Source organism: Serratia silvae (assembly GCF_023282985.1).
In the GTDB taxonomy this organism is placed as follows: Bacteria; Pseudomonadota; Gammaproteobacteria; order Enterobacterales; family Enterobacteriaceae; genus Chania; species Chania silvae.
This window is the reverse complement of record NZ_JAGQDC010000018.1, coordinates 71,056-90,555: the sequence shown is the minus strand read 5'-3', so window position 1 is coordinate 90,555 and position 19,500 is coordinate 71,056. Positions and strand designations below refer to the sequence as shown.

The 19,500-nt window shown below is 56.1% G+C and carries 12 protein-coding genes; all 12 read left to right on the top strand.

Going from position 1 to position 19,500, the window contains the following annotated elements; translation table 11 throughout:
* Positions 1-556 precede the first annotated feature (556 nt).
* Complete coding sequence (gene rppH / locus KAJ71_RS19245) at positions 557-1,084, top strand: RNA pyrophosphohydrolase (protein ID WP_021179868.1); 528 nt, start codon at positions 557-559, stop codon at positions 1,082-1,084.
* A gap of 12 nt (positions 1,085-1,096) precedes the next feature.
* Positions 1,097-3,346 (top strand): phosphoenolpyruvate--protein phosphotransferase, encoded by a 2,250-nt coding sequence (gene ptsP, locus KAJ71_RS19240; protein ID WP_248947149.1) that lies wholly within the window; start codon positions 1,097-1,099, stop codon positions 3,344-3,346.
* 195 nt (positions 3,347-3,541) lie between these two features.
* The gene (gene lgt, locus KAJ71_RS19235; RefSeq protein ID WP_248947148.1) at positions 3,542-4,414 is read left to right on the top strand and encodes a prolipoprotein diacylglyceryl transferase; all 873 of its coding nucleotides are present in this window, start codon (positions 3,542-3,544) and stop codon (positions 4,412-4,414) included.
* A 6-nt stretch (positions 4,415-4,420) separates the two neighbouring features.
* Positions 4,421-5,215 carry a thymidylate synthase gene (gene thyA, locus KAJ71_RS19230; protein WP_248947147.1) on the top strand — a complete coding sequence of 265 codons (795 nt, stop codon included), beginning with the start codon at positions 4,421-4,423 and terminating at the stop codon, positions 5,213-5,215.
* Positions 5,216-5,429: 214 nt separating this feature from the next.
* A complete protein-coding gene (locus KAJ71_RS19225; RefSeq protein WP_248947146.1) occupies positions 5,430-5,927 on the top strand; it encodes a prepilin peptidase-dependent protein in 498 nt (165 codons plus the stop codon).
* Positions 5,915-6,487 (top strand): prepilin peptidase-dependent protein, encoded by a 573-nt coding sequence (locus tag KAJ71_RS19220; protein ID WP_248947145.1) that lies wholly within the window; start codon positions 5,915-5,917, stop codon positions 6,485-6,487. The genes KAJ71_RS19225 and KAJ71_RS19220 overlap by 13 nt, the downstream gene beginning before the upstream one ends.
* 2 nt (positions 6,488-6,489) lie before the next feature.
* Entirely contained in the window at positions 6,490-6,936 is a 447-nt protein-coding gene (locus KAJ71_RS19215; RefSeq protein ID WP_248947144.1) for a YgdB family protein, read from the top strand.
* Positions 6,923-7,279, top strand: a complete 357-nt coding sequence (locus KAJ71_RS19210; protein WP_248947175.1) for a prepilin-type N-terminal cleavage/methylation domain-containing protein — start codon at positions 6,923-6,925, stop codon at positions 7,277-7,279. The genes KAJ71_RS19215 and KAJ71_RS19210 overlap by 14 nt, the downstream gene beginning before the upstream one ends.
* 185 nt (positions 7,280-7,464) lie before the next feature.
* Positions 7,465-10,836: an exodeoxyribonuclease V subunit gamma gene (gene recC / locus KAJ71_RS19205; protein WP_248947143.1), complete on the top strand. Its 3,372-nt coding sequence runs from the start codon at positions 7,465-7,467 to the stop codon at positions 10,834-10,836.
* A gap of 290 nt (positions 10,837-11,126) precedes the next feature.
* Positions 11,127-14,018 carry a pitrilysin gene (ptrA, locus tag KAJ71_RS19200; protein WP_248947142.1) on the top strand — a complete coding sequence of 964 codons (2,892 nt, stop codon included), beginning with the start codon at positions 11,127-11,129 and terminating at the stop codon, positions 14,016-14,018.
* Entirely contained in the window at positions 14,015-17,566 is a 3,552-nt protein-coding gene (gene recB / locus KAJ71_RS19195; RefSeq protein WP_248947141.1) for an exodeoxyribonuclease V subunit beta, read from the top strand. The genes ptrA and recB overlap by 4 nt, the downstream gene beginning before the upstream one ends.
* Positions 17,563-19,413, top strand: a complete 1,851-nt coding sequence (recD, locus tag KAJ71_RS19190; protein ID WP_248947140.1) for an exodeoxyribonuclease V subunit alpha — start codon at positions 17,563-17,565, stop codon at positions 19,411-19,413. Before recB ends, recD begins: the two co-directional genes overlap by 4 nt.
* The last annotated feature ends 87 nt before the right edge of the window (positions 19,414-19,500 follow it).

The window sequence follows — 19,500 nt, the reverse complement described above, 5'->3', positions numbered from 1 at the left end:
CAGTGCGGGGTTGTGCACCTGTAGCCACCGACAATAAACAGGATCTTACACCTATTTATCCACAGATTTCTGGGATAACCCAACTTTTTGCCGATCACTGGTTTGATTTACAGCCTTGACGCGGGGCGTTTTTTACGAATTTGGCGGTTTTATAGGTCACTGGGTATAATAATCTGTGGATAAAATCCGCATTGATGGATCTTTCGCCAGCGAAAGATCCAAAGCGTGCATAGATCACATTTTTACCCTGTTCATAACTGCTTTTATACAAGTAAGTTTATGTATTTAAAGTGATAATTAAAAATTAAAAATACGGCGCTTTTTAAGTTCAATTGAGTTTTCCCGGCTTATCCCTAGAGTTCTTCACACACCTATCCACAGAAAAAGTGAATAAAACCGCCCTCGAACCTCGTTACATGTTTATAACTTTGCCATTATCTGTGAGTTATCCCAATGTTATCCGAGCGACGGCGCTGCAAAGCAGTGGTTTACCGCCTGTGGCTTGTGTGAAACAATCAGGTTATCAATACGAATTTATGCTTATCGAGGTAGTCCGGTGATCGATGATGATGGCTACCGCCCGAATGTTGGTATCGTAATCTGTAATCGTCAGGGGCAGGTCCTATGGGCCCGCCGTTACGGTCAGCACTCCTGGCAGTTTCCCCAAGGGGGAATAAACCCTGGCGAAACGCCTGAGCAGGCGATGTACCGTGAGCTGTTCGAAGAAGTGGGGCTGAGTAAAAAGGATGTGCGTATCCTGGCCTCAACCCGCAACTGGTTGCGCTATAAATTGCCAAAACGTTTGGTGCGTTGGGACACAAAGCCGGTTTGTATCGGCCAAAAGCAGAAATGGTTTCTGCTGCAGTTAATGTGCAATGACGCGGATATCAACATGCAGCGCAGCAGTACGCCGGAGTTTGACGGCTGGCGTTGGGTGAGCTTCTGGTATCCGGTGCGCCAGGTGGTGTCGTTTAAACGCGACGTGTACCGCCGGGTTATGAAAGAGTTTGCCGCAACCGTCATGCCAATGCAGGAACTGGCAGCACAGCGGCAACCTCCTGCTTATCGCCGAAAGAGAGGTTAAGTCAAACCGACTATGCTCACGCGCTTGCGAGAAATTGTTGAGAAAGTGGCCGCGGCGGCCAGTCTGACAGATGCGCTGGATCTTTTGGTCAATGAAACCTGTCTGGCGATGGACACCGAAGTCTGCTCCATCTATCTGGCAGACAACGACCGCCGCTGTTATTACCTGATGGCGACGCGCGGGTTGAAAAAGCCCCGTGGGCGTACTATTGCCCTGGCCTTTGACGAAGGCATCGTCGGCCTGGTTGGGCGGCGGGCAGAGCCGATCAACCTGGCGGATGCCCAAAGCCATCCCAGCTTCAAATATATTCCGCAGGTCAAAGAGGATCGTTTCCGATCCTTCCTTGGCGTGCCGATCATTCATCGCCGCCAGCTGCTTGGCGTGTTGGTGGTGCAGCAACGTGAACTGCGCCAGTTTGACGAAAGCGAAGAATCCTTCATGGTTACCCTGGCCACCCAAATGGCCGGGATCCTCTCGCTATCACAGCTAAACGCCATTTTTGGCCAGTATCGCCAGACCCGCATTCGGGCGCTGGCTGCGGCTCCTGGCGTGGCAGTGGCGGAGGGGTGGTTAGATAGCAGCCAGCCTTCACTCGATCAGGTGTATAAAGCCTCCACGCTGGATACCGTCAGCGAGCGCGAACGCCTGACACAGGCATTGGAAGAGGCTGGGGCAGAGTTCCGCCGCTTCAGTAAGCGCTTTAGCGCCAGCTCGCAAAAAGAAAGCGCGGCGATCTTCGATCTCTATTCCCACCTGCTCAACGATGCCCGCCTCAAACGTGAACTGTACGCGGAGATCGATGCCGGTTCAGTGGCTGAATGGGCGGTAAAACAGGTAATTGAAGCCTTCGCTGCCCAGTTTGCGACTTTGCAAGATACCTATATGCGCGAGCGTGCCAGCGATCTGCGTGCGCTCGGCCAACGTCTGCTATTCCACCTCGACGATACCACTCAAGGGGCTAGCCAATGGCCTGCCCGTTTTGTGCTGGTCGCCGATGAACTGACGGCAACCCTGTTAGCCGAAGTACCGCAGGATCGCCTGGCTGGTGTGGTGGTGCGCGATGGTGCTGCCAACTCCCACGCCGCGATCCTGGTGCGGGCCATGGGCGTGCCAACGGTGATGGGGGCAGACATCCAGCCTGCGCTGTTGGCCCAGCGAATGCTGATTGTTGATGGCTATCGTGGTGAATTACTGGTCGATCCGGAACCGGTGCTGGTGAAGGAATATCAACGTCTGATCAGCGAAGAGCTGGAGCTCAGCAAGCTGGCTGAAGATGATGTTGAGCAGCCCGCAGAGCTGAAAAGCGGTGAGCGGATCCAGGTGATGCTGAACGCCGGCCTTAGCCCGGAACATGAACAACTGCTGGGGGCGCGCGTGGACGGCGTTGGCCTGTACCGCACCGAGATCCCGTTCATGCTGCAAAGTGGCTTCCCGTCGGAAGAGGAGCAGGTGGCGCAATATCAGGGCATGCTGCAACTCTTCTATCCGCACAAGCCGGTGACGCTGCGTACGCTGGATATCGGCGCTGATAAACAGCTGCCTTACATGCCGATCAGCGAGGAGAACCCGTGCCTCGGATGGCGGGGGATCCGCATTACGCTGGATCAGCCAGAAATCTTCCTGATCCAGGTGCGCGCCATGCTGCGTGCCAATGCGGGAACCGGCAATCTGGGGATCCTGTTGCCGATGATCACCAGTCTGGAAGAGATCGACGAGGCCAAGCGCCTGATCGATCGCGCCGGGCGAGAAGTGGAAGAGATGCTGGGATACGACATTCCCAAGCCGCGAATTGGCGTTATGCTGGAAGTGCCGTCGATGATCTTCCTGATCCCTTATCTGGCCGCACGTGTCGATTTTATCTCGGTGGGAACCAACGATTTAACCCAGTATCTGCTGGCGGTGGATCGTAATAATACCCGCGTTGCTTCGCTGTACGACAGCCTGCATCCAGCCATGTTGCAGGTGCTGAAATTGATCATCGAGCAGGGGACGGCGGCCGAGTTGCAAGTCAGCCTGTGCGGTGAGCTGGCGGGAGACCCGATGGGTGCTCTGCTGCTGGTGGGCATGGGTTACCGTAATCTGAGCATGAATGGGCGCAGCGTCGCACGTATCAAATATCTGTTGCGCCATATCGAACTGGAAGATGCGCAAGGGCTGGCCCAGCGGGTATTGAGTGCCCAGATGACGACCGAGGTTCGCCACCAGGTGGCGGCGTTTATGGAACGGCGTGGTATGGGGGGGTTGATCCGCGGTGGTCGTTGATTGGATGTAGCCCAACCCGTTAAGCGTTGACCGATTTTTTTACAGAACTTTTCCCTGCCGGCAAGCCCGGACGTGGTTAAGCCTATGTTATGATGCGCCATCTCAACGCGGTGCTCCCGTTGTACGGGCTTTGCACCGCATTTGGCACCTGCCGCCCCCGTTTGGGGATGAATAACAGACATATTGTGGTGATAGATGAGCACTAGCTATCTGGCGTTTCCAAAATTTGATCCGGTGATTTTCTCTATCGGCCCGGTCTCTTTGCACTGGTACGGTTTGATGTACCTGGTTGGCTTTGTTTTTGCCATGTGGTTGGCGGTACGCCGCGCAAACAAGCCCGGTAGCGGTTGGACCAAAGACGAAGTGGAAAACATGCTGTATGCCGGCTTCCTCGGGGTCTTTGTCGGTGGCCGTGTCGGTTATGTATTGTTCTACAACCTGCCGCTGTTCCTGGATAACCCGCTCTACCTGTTCAAAGTCTGGGATGGCGGTATGTCATTCCACGGTGGCTTGATTGGCGTGATCACGGTGATGCTGTGGTTTGCCCGCCGCACCAAGCGCAACTTCTTCCAGGTATCTGATTTTATTGCCCCGCTGATCCCGTTTGGTCTGGGAGCAGGCCGTCTTGGCAACTTTATCAACGGTGAGCTGTGGGGGCGTGTCACCACCGATACGCCTTGGGCGATGCTGTTCCCAAGCTCGCGTCCTGAAGATATCGCCATCGCTGCCGCTAATCCTCAACTGCTGCCACTGCTCAACGAATATGGCGTATTGCCACGTCATCCGTCGCAGCTGTATGAAATGGTGCTGGAAGGCATCGTGCTGTTTATCATTCTGAACCTGTTTATCCGCAAACCACGTCCGATGGGGGCCGTTTCGGGCCTGTTCCTGATTGGTTATGGCGCATTCCGTATTATCGTCGAAGCGTTCCGCCAGCCGGATGCCCAGCTTGGCTTGTTTGACGGGGTGATCAGCATGGGGCAAATCCTGTCCGTGCCGATGGTGCTCGCCGGTATTATTATGATGATCTGGGCGTATCGTCGTCGTCCACAGCAACAACAGTCGTGAGGAAAAATGAAACAGTATCTGGATTTGATGAACAAAGTGCTCGCCGAGGGCACCCCTAAAGCCGACCGTACCGGCACTGGCACGTTGTCGATTTTCGGCCACCAGATGCGTTTCAACCTGCAGGAAGGTTTCCCGTTGGTGACCACCAAGAAATGTCACCTGCGGTCGATCATTCATGAGCTGCTGTGGTTCCTGAACGGCGATACCAACGTAGCGTATCTGCGTGAAAACAACGTCAGTATCTGGGACGAATGGGCCGATGAAAATGGCGATCTTGGCCCGGTCTATGGCAAGCAATGGCGTGCCTGGGGCGCGGCGGATGGTCGCCAGATTGACCAGCTAAGCACCGTGTTGCAACAGCTGAAACAGGATCCGGACTCGCGCCGTATTATTGTTTCTGCCTGGAACGTGGGGGAGCTGGATCAGATGGCTCTGGCCCCGTGCCATGCCTTTTTCCAGTTTTATGTGGCGGACGGCAAACTCTCTTGCCAGCTGTATCAGCGCTCGTGTGACGTGTTCCTTGGCCTGCCGTTCAATATTGCCAGCTATGCGTTGTTGGTACATATGATGGCGCAGCAGTGCGATCTGGAAGTGGGCGATTTCGTCTGGACCGGTGGCGATACGCATCTGTACAGCAACCATATGGAGCAGACGCAGCTGCAATTAACCCGCGAGCCGCGTGCGTTGCCGAAGTTGGTGATCAAACGCAAGCCAGCCTCGCTGTTTGATTACCGTTTTGAAGACTTTGAGATTGAAGGCTACGATCCGCATCCGCCGATTAAGGCTCCTGTCGCTATCTGATTTGTCGAGGGCCGCATGCGGCCCTCACTCAACCGTTTTCCTATCCCAATTGTACGTAGGCGCTGCATTTAGCGTCCGTGCCGCATTGCCAAAAATGCGAAGCCGTACTCAATTTCCCCCAGTTTGTTACCTGCGAACTAAAAATTCTGCGCATCATTTTCCAGCCTGAGAAAAGGAGCCTTTCATCGAGCCTCTGGCTGATTACACTCGCCGTATGAACCGATATAAAAATAACCCCGAACACCAGCAAGGCCTGACGCTGATCGAACTGCTGATCGTGATGGTGCTGGCAGGGATGCTAACCTCTTGGGGGGTTAGCCAGTGGCATCATTATCAACAGGCGCTGCGGTTGGAGCAGACTGCCCAGCAGCTGCTGGCATTTTTAACGCGCTTACAGGCCGATGCCAATTGGCATAACCGCAATGCTCTATTGTGGTTTCGGCAGGGGAAAGTCTGGTGCGTGGGTAGTGGCCCGCAGGAGGCATCTTGTGCAGCCGACCGGGCCTTTATCCCAGAACATTTGGATGTGGAGTTACAAGGTTTTACCCAAAAGGAGATGGGATTTTATGGGGTGCGCAACAATGCACAGGCCGGGCATATCCTGCTGGGTAATCCGGCTGGCGGCATACGTCTGGTGCTGTCTGCCAAAGGGCGGCTGCGGCTGTGCAGTGAAGAAACCGCCATCCGGAGCTTGCCCTTATGCCAACCTTAGAGCAAGGATTTACCCTGCCAGAGGTGCTGCTGGCGATGACTTTCGGCAGCCTTATTGCATTGGCGGCGGCGAAAACCTTACCGATACTGCGTCAGCAGACGGTTGATGTGGGCCGTCATTATCGGTTGGATCTGGTGTTACGCCAGCTGGCTTTCGGGATTGAAAAAGACCTGCGCCGCAGCGGGTTTTGTGCCGGGCAGTGTCAGGGGCGTTCTCTGCTAATTGGCCATGCGGCGGGTGAAGCACCGGGCAGCTGTGTGATCGTGGCCTACGATCTTAACCGCAATGGGCGTTGGGAAAGCAGTAGCGATGCCGAGTATTTTGGTTATCGTCTGCGTGCCGGAGGGTTGGAGGGGCAAAGCGGCGTGACCCAGTGTCAGGGCAGCGGCTGGGAACGCTTGCTCGATCAGGAAGAGGTACGGATTGAGTCCTTTTCTGTCAGCCACATTGTGGGGCGTGATGGCAAGTCTTTGATGTTGTTTGCCTTAAGTGGCCGCTCAACGGTGCGTGCAAATATAGAACGCCGCCTGGAGTGGGCGGTCAGCATGGAGGCACCCTAAGGATGCATAGGCAGCAGGGGGGCAGCACATTGGCTGCGGTGATGTTGTTGCTGGTGATGGGGTTGATGCTGCTCACTGCCCAGCAGCGGCAATTGGACAGTGCGCTACTGCTGGCCGTTGATCAGCAGCGTTACCTGCGGGCCTATAACCAGGCGGCGTCGGCATTAAGCTGGGGGCTGGCGCAGCCGTGGCCAAGGGAGTCTCTACAGGCGACCCATTGGTCCTGCCAGCAGATGAGCGGTGAGGTTTTACAGGCCTGCGCCCGGCTCTCGGCTCGTACCGGCTTGGTGATGGTGCGCGGGGCTGGGGATATTGCGGGAGCGGAGCCTTTGTGGCTATACCAACTGGCTACACAACAAGGTGGGGCTGGTGACCACCTGCTGAAAGCGCAAAAAGGTGGCTGGCTGGATTTTTGCCCTGAAAAGCGGGAAAGCGATTGTGCTGAATAAACGGACAGGCTGGCGAACTCAACGGGGTTTCAGCCTGCCTGAAGTGTTGATCGCGGCATTGTTGTTCGCCGTCTCGCTGCTCGGGCTGTTACAATATCAGCAGGTGCTGTTGCAGGCTTTTCAACGACAGTGGCAATATCGACAGGCCTGGTCGCTGGCGCACCAACAGCTGGAAATATTCAGTGCCGGTGCCGAAATAAGTCCTGCCATATCGCTACCGCCTAATTGGCGCTACCAAGTCGAAACCCACCAGGCGCAAGGCTCATGTCTGCGGCGCACGGTGAAGATACAAACGCAGCAGCAGCAGCAGGTTGAACTCAGCCGCTGGTATTGCGGGCAGTAGCATGGGCACAGTATGCAACGCTACGTAGTAAGCCGGTTGAGGTTTGTCAGTCGTATTGATCGGTATCCCTCTCTATATTGGTCGAGGTGTTCTCGATCTGTTCCCTCTCCCTGTGGGAGAGGGTTAGGGTGAGGGGCCGTTTAGCCAGTAGTCGGTAATGCACTTTTTCGCTTCCAAGGAGCCTCATGTTTACGGTTTATCATTCCAATCAGTTGGACTTGCTGAAAACGCTGACCAGCGCGCTGATAGCCAGGGAACCTTTGGCCGATCCGTTTCAACAGGAAGTGGTGCTGGTGCAAAGCCCCGGCATGGCGCAATGGTTGCAGATGCAGCTGGCCGAGCAGTTTGGCATTGCCGCGAATATCGTTTTCCCGCTACCGGCGACCTTTATCTGGGACATGTTCACCAAGGTATTACCAGGCATTCCCAAAGAGAGCGCTTTTAGCAAAGATGCCATGACCTGGAAGCTGATGTGGCTGCTGCCAGGTATGCTGACACGGCCCGAGTTTGCTCCTTTACAGCATTACCTGACTGATGACGCCGACAAGCGCAAGATCCACCAGCTCGCCGGGCGCGTTGCTGACCTGTTTGACCAGTATTTGGTTTATCGCCCGCAGTGGCTGGAGAGTTGGCAGCGTGGGGAGGTGGTAGAAGGATTGGCAGAGGCGCAAAGCTGGCAAGCTCCCCTGTGGCATCGGCTAGTGGAATATACCCACGAGCTGGGCCAGCCCGAATGGCACCGTGCCAACTTATATCGCCGGTTTATTAGTACCCTGGAGAATGCCACTCAATGCCCTGCGGGGTTGCCGCCACGGGTGTTTATCTGTGGGATTTCCGCCTTGCCGCCAATCTACCTGGAAGCGCTGCAGGCCTTGGGTAAACATATTGATATCCACCTGATGTTTACCAACCCCTGCCGCTATTACTGGGGCGACATTCAGGATTACGCCTTTCTGGCCCGTTTGCAGAGCCGCAAACGCCGCCACTATCACCAGGCACGGGAGCAAGGCTTGTTCCGTCAGCCGGAACAGGCAGCCCAACTATTTGATGCTGAGGGCGAGCAACAGCTGAGTAACCCGCTGCTGGCTTCCTGGGGCAAACTAGGGCGCGATCATCTGTATTTACTGTCACAGATGGAGGCGGTGCAGGAGGTGGATGCCTTTGTCGAGATCCCGGCAGATAGTTTGTTGCACGCCATTCAGCACGACATGCTGGAGCTGGAAGATCACGCACTGATCGGGACTACGCCGGAAACTCTGGAGCGCAGTGACAATAAACGCCAGCTCGATCCGCAGGATCGCTCTATCAGTCTGCATGCCTGCCACAGCCCGCAGCGCGAAGTCGAGGTGCTGCACGATCGGTTGCTGACCATGCTGGCAGAAGAGCCCCAACTTACCGCGCGCGACATCATCGTGATGGTGGCGGATATCGACAGCTACACCCCGTATATTCAGGCGGTGTTTGGCAATGCCCCCGCCGGGCGCTATCTGCCGTTTGCCATTTCCGACCGCAAGGTCAGGCAAGCGCATCCGGCGCTACAAGCCTTTATTTCCCTGCTGGATCTGCCGCAAAGCCGCTTTACCTCAGAGCAGGTACTGGCGCTGTTGGACGTGCCCGCGCTAGCGGCGCGTTTCTCGATTCAGGAAGAGGGGCTAAGCCTGTTACGCCATTGGACTGGTGAATCCGGGGTGCGTTGGGGGCTGGATGATGACAATGTGCGTGAACTGGATCTGCCCGCAACCGGGCAGCATACCTGGCGGTTCGGTTTAACCCGGATGCTGCTGGGCTACGCCATGGACAGTAACGCTGGAGATTGGCTGGGTGTATTACCCTACGATGAGTCGAGTGGATTAGTGGCCGAGCTGGCTGGGCAATTGGCCGATCTATTGGCGCAACTCAGCCGTTGGCGGCAAATCCTCAGTGAAGAGCGGCCGTTAGCCGAATGGTTGCCGCTGTGCCGCCAACTGCTCAATAGCTTCTTTGAGACGGACAGCGAAACGGAAGAGGCGTTGGCGCTGATCGAAGAGCAGTGGCAGAAAGTGGCCAGCTTTGGCCTGGCGGCGCGTTATCCCGATGCCGTGCCGTTGACGCTGCTGCGCGATGAACTGGTCGCACGGCTCGATCAGCAACGTATCAGCCAGCGTTTCCTCGCCGGTCAAATCAACTTCTGTACCCTGATGCCCATGCGTTCCATTCCGTTCAAAGTGGTCTGCCTGCTGGGTATGAACGACGGTGTCTACCCTCGCACCTTGCCTCCGCTGGGGTTTGACCTGATGGCGCAGCAGATTAAGCGGGGCGATCGCAGCCGCCGTGACGATGACCGCTACCTGTTCCTGGAGGCGATCCTCTCTGCCCAGCAGCAGTTGTATATCAGCTTTATCGGCCGTTCCATTCAGGACAACAGTGAGCGCTATCCTTCGGTATTGGTCACTGAACTGTTGGAATATCTGCAGCAAAGCTACTGTTTGCCCGGTGATGAAGGGCTTGATGCGGACGGTAGCGCACGTAGAGTCGGTGAGCACTTGCTTAAACGCCATGCCCGCATGCCGTTTGCTGCCGAAAACTTCCTGCCGGGGAGCGAAGATCAAAGCTATGCGGCAGAATGGTTGGCGGCGGCCGATGGCCGTGGTGCCGCGCACCCGGAATTTAATCAACCGCTGGTGGCTGAAGAGAAAACCCAGGTTTCTCTTGATGAACTGCTCCGTTTTTACCGCCATCCGATCCGTGCCTTCTTCCAGCTACGTCTTGGCGTTAACTTTATTCTGGAAGAGACCGATCTACCGGAGGACGAGCCTTTTACGCTGGATAACCTCAGCCGCTATCAGTTCAACAGCCAATTGCTGAACACGCTGATCGAGGGGGCGGACGCAGGCAAGTTATACCAACGGGTGCGAGCTTCGGGGGGATTACCTTACGGGGCTTTCGGTGAGATTTACTGGCAAAAGCAGCAGGAAGAAATGACGGAGCTGGCCGAACGGGTACGTGAACAGCGCCAGGAGAATGGCAGCCTGGAGCTGGACATCGACGTTGCGGGTATGCGTATCACCGGCTGGCTGCATCAGGTGCAGCAGGATGGCTTGCTACGTTGGCGGCCTGCAACGCTTTCGGCCGTCGACGGTATCTTACTTTGGCTGGAGCACTTGGTGTATTGCTGCGTCGGGGGGGCTGGGGAAAGCCGCATGTTTGGCAGCAAGAATTCCGCCTGGCGCTTCGCTGCGTTTACGAGCGAGGAGGCCCATGAGCAGTTGGCGGAGCTAGTGGCGGGCTACCGCCGTGGCCTGTCGCAGCCGCTGATGCTGCTCAACAAAAGTGGCTGGGCCTGGTTGAGCCAGTGTTATCAGGCGCAAACGCAGCAGATAGATTGGGATGAAGAAGTCCAGGTCAAGGCGCGTGCCAAGCTGTTGCAAGCCTGGCAGGGCGATCAGCGGGTCCCTGGTGAAGGGGCAGATCCCTATACCCAGCGCGTTTTCCGCCAAATGGATAATGTTCACCTTGAACAAATCCTGAAAGAAACAGAGCGTTACCTGTTGCCCGTGGCGCGTAATAATCTTGGGTAACATTCCCTCGGTGGCACAGGTCGCAGTGAGGTGATAAAAATTTTATGGTTTTATACTCAACCATTGAGGTTAAGCCTGGTCTTACATAACGTATAGGCATATACGTTGTAGAGTGGGCGTAAACAGTGCTCCAACGATGTGGGCTATAGTGAGTTGAGTGTTTAAACCGTAATGCTTTGAGTTAGAAATTGAATTTCATTGGGCATCGCTTTCGGTTGTGTCATTTTGCACCGTGCTGTCAACGTCAGGGAGTTGGCGTGACAGCCAGAGAACAGGGGTTTATTTTGGATATGCGCAGACTGTTGACCCGCATTATCGGGTTGATGTTATTGGTTATGTTTTGGGCGCCGTTAAGCTGGGCCGCACAAGGCTGGCAACCGCTGGCGGAAAAGATCAACAAAAGCGATCACGATCCGCGTGAATATCAGGCTATCAAGCTGGATAACGGCATGACCGTGCTGCTGGTGTCTGACTCGCTGGCACCAAAGTCACTGGCTGCCCTGGCGCTGCCGGTAGGCTCGCTGGAAGATCCCAACAGCCAACTTGGCCTGGCTCACTACCTGGAACATATGGTGCTGATGGGCTCCAAGCGCTATCCAGAACCTGAGAACCTCTCCGAGTTTTTGAAAAAGCACGGTGGTAGCCACAATGCCAGCACCGCGTCTTACCGCACTGCGTACTATCTGGAAGTGGAAAATGACGCTTTAGAACCCGCTGTCGACCGCATGGCCGATGCCATTGCCGAACCTATTTTGGATCCCGGCAACGCGGACCGTGAACGCAACGCGGTGAATGCCGAGTTAACGATGGCGCGCTCCCGTGACGGTATGCGCATGGCGCAGGTCGGGGCAGAAACCCTCAATCCGGCTCACCCTAGCGCACGTTTTTCTGGCGGCAACCTCGAGACTTTGCAGGACAAACCAGGCAGCAAGCTGCATGAAGAACTCGTTGGTTTTTATCAGCGTTACTATTCGGCCAACCTGATGAAGGGCGTGCTGTACAGCAACCAATCCCTGCTTGAACTGAGGGCGCTGGCGGTTAAAACCTTCGGCCGCATTCCTAACCACGATGCGCACGTGCCGCCGATCACCGTGCCAGCGGTCACTTCGGAGCAGCAGGGCATCATCATTCATTATGTCCCTGCGCAGCCGCGCAAGCAGTTGAAGGTCGAGTTCCGTATCGATAACAACAGCGCCGAGTTTCGTAGCAAAACCGATACTTATATCAGCTATCTGATTGGCAACCGCAGCACCAATACGCTTTCTGACTGGTTACAGAAGCAGGGGCTGGCAGATGCCATCAATGCGGGTGCTGACCCGATGGTTGATCGCAACGGCGGTGTGTTCTCAATCAGCGTTTCCTTGACCGACAAGGGGCTGGCGGAGCGTGACCAGGTGGTGGCAGCGATCTTCAGCTATCTGAAAATGCTGCAGGGTGAAGGGATCAAACAAAGTTATTTTGACGAGATCGCCCATGTGCTGAATCTGGATTTCCGCTATCCGTCGATTACCCGCGACATGAATTACATCGAATGGCTGGTGGACACCATGCTGCGCGTGCCGGTAGAGCATACGCTGGATGCGCCTTACCTGGCCGATCGCTACGATCCTAAAGCCATTGCGGAACGCCTGGGTCAGATGACGCCACAAAATGCGCGTATCTGGTTTGTCAGCCCGAATGAGCCGCACAATAAAACGGCTTACTTTGTTGATGCACCTTATCAGGTCGAGAAAATCAGCGCGGAACGCTTCGCGAAATGGCAGCAGTTGGGTAAAGATATCGCGCTTTCTCTGCCGGGGCTGAACCCTTATATTCCGGATGATTTTACCCTGAACAAGCCCTCACATGAGTTTACCAAACCGGAAATGGTGGTGAACCAGCCAGGGCTGCGGGTGCTGTATATGCCAAGTCGTTATTTTGCCGATGAACCCAAGGCCGATGTGACGGTAGCTTTGCGTAGCGCCAAAACCATGGATTCAGCGCGTAATCAGGTGCTGTTCTCGTTGATGGATTATCTGGCGGGGATCTCGCTCGATGAGTTGAGCTATCAGGCCTCGGTGGGTGGGATTAGCTTCTCTACCACGCCCAATAATGGCCTGATGTTTAGCGCCAATGGTTTTACCCAGCGCTTGCCACAGTTGTTGACCTCATTGATTGAAGGCTACTCCAGCTTTACCCCAACGCAAGAGCAGTTGGAGCAGGCGAAATCCTGGTATCTGGAACAGTTGGATTCCGCCGAGAAGGGCAAAGCCTTTGAGCTGGCGATCCAGCCGGTACAGATGCTGTCCCGCGTGCCTTATTCCGAGCGCAGTGAACGCCGTGAAGTGCTGAAAACCATCACGTTGCAGGACGTGCTGGCTTACCGTGACAGCCTGATGGCCGGGGCTACGCCGGAGTTGCTGGTAGTAGGTAATATGAGCAAGCAACAGGTGGACACGCTGGCCTCTTCACTGAAGAACAGCCTGGGTTGTACCGGTGTGGAATGGTGGCATGGCGAAAACGTCGTGATTGCCAAAAACCAGTTTGCCAACTTGCAGCGCCCTGGCAGCAGCACTGATTCGGCGCTGGCAGCCGTGTATGTTCCAACGGGATATGACGAAGTCACTAGCATGGCATATAGCTCATTGCTGGGGCAGATCATCCAGCCGTGGTTCTACAGCCAATTACGTACCCAAGAGCAGCTCGGCTATGCGGTGTTCTCCTTTGCGATGCCGGTTGGCCGCCAGTGGGGCATCGGTTTCCTGCTGCAAAGCAACAGTAAGCAGCCAGCCTATCTCTACCAGCGCTATCAAGATTTCTATCCGAAGACGGAAAAACGCCTGCGTGAGTTGAGTGGCGCCGATTTTGCCCAATACAAGCAAGCGATGATCAATGAACTGCAACAGCGTCCACAGACTCTGGGTGAAGAAGCGGGCCGCTTCAGTAGCGATTTTGATCGCGGTAATTTCGCCTTCGATACCCGCGAAAAGTTGATCGCTCAGGTTCAGACTCTGACGCCTGCCAAACTGGCGGATTATTTCCATCAGGCCGTGATTAAGCCACAGGGGCTGGCATTGTTGTCGCAGGTGAGTGGCAGCAGCCAGCAGAAAGCTGACTTTGCTGCGCCGGGTGAGGATTGGGTGACCTATCCTAACGCCTCATCCCTGCAAAAAACGCTGCCTCGTAAAGTGGCGATGCCATGACGAAAGGCGTTCCTCAGCGGCTTGATCCACTGACGTTACCGCTGTTTGGTGAACGGCTGATCGAAGCTTCGGCAGGGACAGGGAAGACCTTCACTATCGGCGCTTTGTATCTGCGCTTGCTGCTTGGCTTAGGCCAGGCAGCGGCGTTTCCACGGCCGCTCACGGTAGAAGAGATCCTGGTCGTTACCTTTACTGAAGCGGCGACGGAGGAACTCCGGGGCCGCATTCGCAGCAATATCCACGGATTACGAATTGCCTGCGTACGCGGGCATAGCTCCGATCCGCTATTTGCCGCGCTGATGGCGGAAATTGGCAATCTGCCCGAGGCCGCAGCGCAATTGCTGGCTGCCGAGCGCCAGATGGATGAAGCGGCGATCTACACTATCCACGGTTTTTGTCAGCGAATGCTTACTCACAACGCATTCGAGTCGGGCATTTTGTTTGAACAAACGCTGGTGCAGGACGAACTGCCGTTGCGCCGTCAGGCCTGCGCCGACTTTTGGCGCCGTCACTGCTACCCATTACCACTGGGCGTTGCCCGGGCGGTTAGCCAGGAGTGGAGCGGCCCAGAGGCTTTGTTGAGCGATCTCTCGGGCTATCTGCATGGCGAAGCCCCCACTTTGCGTCAGCCACCGAAAGATGAAGAAACGGTGCTGATGCGCCATGAACAGATCGTTGCGCGGATCGATGCCCTCAAGGCGCAATGGCAGGCAGCGGCGGCCGATCTGGAAGCGCTCATCAGTCAGTCTGGCGTCGACAAACGTAGCTACAGCAGCAAACATTTACCCAACTGGCTAAATAAGGTGGGCGAATGGGCGGGGCAGGAAACCGAAGATTACCAGTTACCTAAAGAGCTGGAGAAGTTCCGCCAATCGGCGTTGCTGGAGAAAACCAAAAAAGGTGAAGCCCCGCGGCATCCGCTGTTTGTGGCGATTGATGAGCTGTTTGCCGAACCCTTGACCCTGCGTGACCTGATCATGGCACGGGCGTTGAGTGAAATACGTCTTTCTATTCAACAGGAAAAACGCCAGCGTGCCGAACTCGGTTTTGACGATCTGCTCAGCAGGCTGGATGCGGCACTGCAAAGCACCGGTGGTGAACAGTTGGCGCTGGCGATCCGTCAGCGTTATCCGGTGGCGATGATCGATGAGTTTCAGGATACTGACCCACAGCAGTACCGGATCTTCCAGAAACTGTATGTTGGCCGGGAAGAGTGTGGCCTACTGCTGATCGGGGATCCCAAACAGGCGATTTATGCCTTCCGTGGTGCAGACATTTTTACCTATATGAAGGCTCGCTCAGAGGTAAGTGCCCACTACACCTTAGAGACCAACTGGCGCTCATCACCGGCTATGGTAGGCAGCGTTAACCGCCTGTTTGCCCAAGTGGAAAAGCCGTTCCTGTTTGGCCAAATCCCGTTTATCGAGGTAGCGGCCGCAGCGAAGAATCAGGAGTTGGTTTTCGAGTGGCAGAATAAACCGCAGCCGGCCATGCAATTCTGGTTGCAACCTGGGGATGGAGCCGGAGTAAGTGATTACCAACAATTAATGGCGCGCTTGTGCGCCGCCCAGATCTGCGGCTGGTTGAGTGCCGGGCAGGCCGGAGAAGCCTGGTTGGTTAAAGGGGAGCAACGTCGGCCCGTACAGGCATCCGACATTACCATTCTGGTGCGTAGCCGCGCCGAAGCGGCGTTGGTGCGTGATGCACTCAGCGCGCTGGCCATCCCCTCTGTTTACCTTTCCAACCGTGATAGCGTGTTTGATACGCCGGAAGCCAAAGATTTACTGTGGCTGTTGCAGGCGGTGCTGGCTCCCGAACAGGAGCGAACCCTGCGCTGCGCTTTGGCCACTGGGCTGTTGGGGTTGGATGCCTTGACGCTGGACGAACTAAACCATAACGAGTCCGCTTGGGATGATTTGGTCAGCGAGTTTGATGAATATCGTAGCCACTGGTTGCGTCGTGGCGTGTTGCCGATGCTACGTGAAGTGATGGCCAAGCGGCATCTAGCTGAAAATCTACTGGCTAGCCCAGGGGGCGAGCGCCGTTTGACCGATGTCATGCACTTGGGGGAGCTGCTGCAGGAAGCTACGGCGCAGCTAGACGGTGAACATGCTCTGGTGCGCTGGTTGGCGCAGCAGATCGCTCAGCCGAATCGCCAGTCGGACAATCAGCAACTGCGACTGGAAAGCGACCGCCATCTGGTGCAGGTGATCACCATCCACAAGTCGAAAGGGTTAGAGTTCGATCTGGTGTGGCTGCCTTTTGTGGGGAATTTCCGCCAGCAGCAACAGGTGCTGTACCATGATCGTCAGACCTTTAAAGCCCTGCTGGATCTTAATGCCAACGAAGAAAGCGTGGCCTGGGCGGAAGAGGAACGGCTGGCGGAGGATTTGCGCCTGCTGTATGTAGCGCTGACCCGTTCGGTGTACCACTGTAGCATCGGTATTGCACCGTTGTTTCTCGGTACGCGCAAGAAGCAGGGCGATACGGATTTGCACCGCAGCGCACTGGGCTATCTGGTGCAGGCGGGGCAAGCAGGCGATGCGGCCTATCTGCAAACCTGCCTGCAGCAGTTGGCAACCCAAGGCATTGCGCTGTCGCTGGTGGATGCGCCGGGTGAACAGAGCTGGCAGCCGCAGATGGCAACCGCCGCAGAGCTGACGGCCAGGCAGTTTCCTCGCAGGATGCAGGACTTCTGGCGGGTAACCAGCTATACCGGCTTGCAACAGCATGGCTCAAGCCGGATGCAGGAGCTATTGCCGCGCCTGGACGTTGATGCCGTTGGCGAGGGCGACATAACTATACCACCAGCATTTACCCCCCATACTTTCCCGCGCGGTGCGGCTCCCGGAACTTTCCTGCACAGCCTGTTTGAGGCGCTGGATTTTACTCAGCCGTTAGATGAACAGTGGCTGTTGGCGCAGTTACAACAGCAAGGGCTGGAGGAGCATTGGTTACCGGTATTATCCGGCTGGATGCAGGTGCTGCTGAATGCGCCGCTTAATAGCAGCGGCGTCGCGCTTTCCGCCTTACCGGCGGAAACCAGGCAGGCAGAATTACAGTTCTATCTGCCAATCGGTGGCCTGCTGCAAGCGCAGCAGCTGGATGAGTTGGTAAAACGCTACGATCCTCTTTCTGCTGGCTGCCCGGCGCTGGATTTCCAACAGGTTCAGGGCATGCTGAAAGGCTTTATCGATCTGGTATTCTGCTGGCAGGGTAAATACTACCTGCTGGATTACAAATCCAACTGGCTTGGCGAAGACAGCAGTGCCTATACCCAAGATGCGATGGCGCGGGCGATGGCGGAACACCGTTACGATCTGCAATACCAACTCTATACCTTGGCACTGCACCGCTATCTGGGGCATCGTCTGGCAGATTACGATTACCAGCGCCATTTTGGCGGAGTGATTTATCTGTTTTTACGTGGGGTGGATGCCGAACATGCGGGGAACGGTATTTTTGCCTGCTGTCCAGAGTTCGCTCTGATTGAAGGAATGGATCGTCTGTTTAGCGGTGAAACTGTCGACGTTGAGGATGGGCAATGATTGAGATTTTGCATCAGGCGTTGGCACTGGGCGCCTTGCGCCCGCTGGACGTGCAATTTGCCCAGGTGGTCGCCAACGATGATGAACCGGATATCCTGCTGGCCGCCGCCTGCCTGAGCTCGGAGGCCGGTGCGGGCCACGTTTGTCTGTTGCTCGAACAGCTATTGCCGGAGAATCTGTTTGGTGGCCGCCAGCCGGGGTTGGCCTTGGCTGCCTGGCAGGCCTGCGGGCAACCGGACGTGGCGAGTTGGCAGCAGCGTCTGGCGGTCTCGCCAGCGATTAGCGATGGCAGTACCGCAACGCCAATGGTGCTGCAACAGCAGCGGCTGTATCTGCAACGCATGTGGCAGAGCGAAGGTGATGTCGCCACTTTTATCAGTAGCGACAGCGTGCCACAGGAACTTGAAGAGGCACAGCTACGCACTATTCTCGATCGGTTATTTGGCGCGGCTACGGATGAACCTGATTGGCAAAAAATTGCCGCAGCGGTAGCGGCCACGCGCCGCATCGCGATTATTTCCGGCGGCCCTGGCACCGGTAAAACGACCACCGTTGCCAAGCTGTTGGCGGCGTTGGTGCAGTTGGCGGACGGGGAGCGTCTGCGTATCCAACTTGCTGCGCCTACGGGTAAAGCAGCAGCTCGTCTAACCGAATCCTTGGGAAGCGCTAGCCGTCAGTTGGATTTAACTCCGGAGCAACGGGCCTTATTCCCTACGGAAGCGGCGACGTTACACCGCTTGCTGGGTGCCCAGCCAAACAGCCAGCGCATGCGCTATCACCGGGGGAACCCACTGCATCTGGATGTGCTGATAGTGGACGAGGCTTCGATGGTGGATTTGCCCATGATGGCGAGGCTGATTGCCGCCTTACCCCCCAAGGCGCGAGTTATCTTCCTTGGTGATCGCGATCAACTGGCTTCGGTGGAGGCTGGGGCCGTGTTGGGGGATATCTGCCGGTTTGCCGAGCAGGGGTATAGCGAAGCTCGTGCGGCACAGTTGGCGCGTCTGACCGGTTGTCCTTTGCAAGGACAGCCAGCGGAGACCGAGGCAGCGGTGCGCGACAGCCTGTGCCTCTTGCGCAAGAGTTACCGGTTTGATGCCAAATCCGGCATTGGTCAGTTGGCTTTGGCGGTGAATGCTGGCGATAGCAAGCGCGCCCTGGCAGCGTTGAACGGCAGCTATGCCGACGTGGCGGGTTATCCACTGGCAGAAACTGAAGATTATCAGCGGCTGCTGGATAGCTGCGTGGTGGGTTATCGCGACTATCTGCGGCTGGTGGCAGAAGGGGCGGGGGCTGTGACGATCCTGGATGCTTTTGGTCGCTACCAGTTACTATGCGCTCTACGCGAAGGGCCATTTGGCGTTGCCGGGCTGAATGAGCGTATTGAAAGCGGGCTGCAGCGTGCCGGTTTGATTCGGCGTAATCCTGGCCCCGCCGGGCGTTGGTATTTAGGGCGGCCGGTGATGATTGGCCGCAACGATAGCGCGTTAGGGTTGTTTAACGGCGATATTGGCATTGCCCTGCCCGGTGAGGGCGGCGAACTGCGCGTGCACTTCCAATTACCGGATGGCAGCATCAAATCGGTACAGCCTAGCCGCTTACCGGCGCATGAAACCGCCTATGCGATGACGGTGCATAAATCACAGGGTTCGGAGTTCGACCATACGGCGCTAGTGCTGCCGAATCATTTTCTGCCAGTGCTGACTCGTGAACTGGTCTATACCGCCATTACTCGTGCACGCCAGCGGCTTTCGCTGTATGCGGTAGACAAGGTGTTGGTAAGCGCTATCCGTACCCCTACGCAGCGCCGTAGCGGGTTAGCTGAACGCTTGCAGATTGGCAAGTAACAGCGGTGGGAGGAGCTTGTTTGCACCGCGATGCTAACGTAAAAAAACCTGACTGGTGAGGTCAGGTTTTTTTAGTGTTCCAGCCTA

Excerpts from the sequence above, each read along its gene's own strand:
- ptsP (WP_248947149.1), top strand. The coding sequence starts at position 1,097 with ATGCTCACGCGCTTGCGAGAAATTGTTGAGAAAGTGGCCGCGGCGGCC.
- lgt (WP_248947148.1), top strand. The coding sequence starts at position 3,542 with ATGAGCACTAGCTATCTGGCGTTTCCAAAATTTGATCCGGTGATTTTC.
- thyA (WP_248947147.1), top strand. The coding sequence starts at position 4,421 with ATGAAACAGTATCTGGATTTGATGAACAAAGTGCTCGCCGAGGGCACC.
- KAJ71_RS19225 (WP_248947146.1), top strand. The coding sequence starts at position 5,430 with ATGAACCGATATAAAAATAACCCCGAACACCAGCAAGGCCTGACGCTG.
- KAJ71_RS19220 (WP_248947145.1), top strand. The coding sequence starts at position 5,915 with ATGCCAACCTTAGAGCAAGGATTTACCCTGCCAGAGGTGCTGCTGGCG.
- KAJ71_RS19215 (WP_248947144.1), top strand. The coding sequence starts at position 6,490 with ATGCATAGGCAGCAGGGGGGCAGCACATTGGCTGCGGTGATGTTGTTG.
- recC (WP_248947143.1), top strand. The coding sequence starts at position 7,465 with ATGTTTACGGTTTATCATTCCAATCAGTTGGACTTGCTGAAAACGCTG.
- ptrA (WP_248947142.1), top strand. The coding sequence starts at position 11,127 with ATGCGCAGACTGTTGACCCGCATTATCGGGTTGATGTTATTGGTTATG.
- recB (WP_248947141.1), top strand. The coding sequence starts at position 14,015 with ATGACGAAAGGCGTTCCTCAGCGGCTTGATCCACTGACGTTACCGCTG.
- recD (WP_248947140.1), top strand. The coding sequence starts at position 17,563 with ATGATTGAGATTTTGCATCAGGCGTTGGCACTGGGCGCCTTGCGCCCG.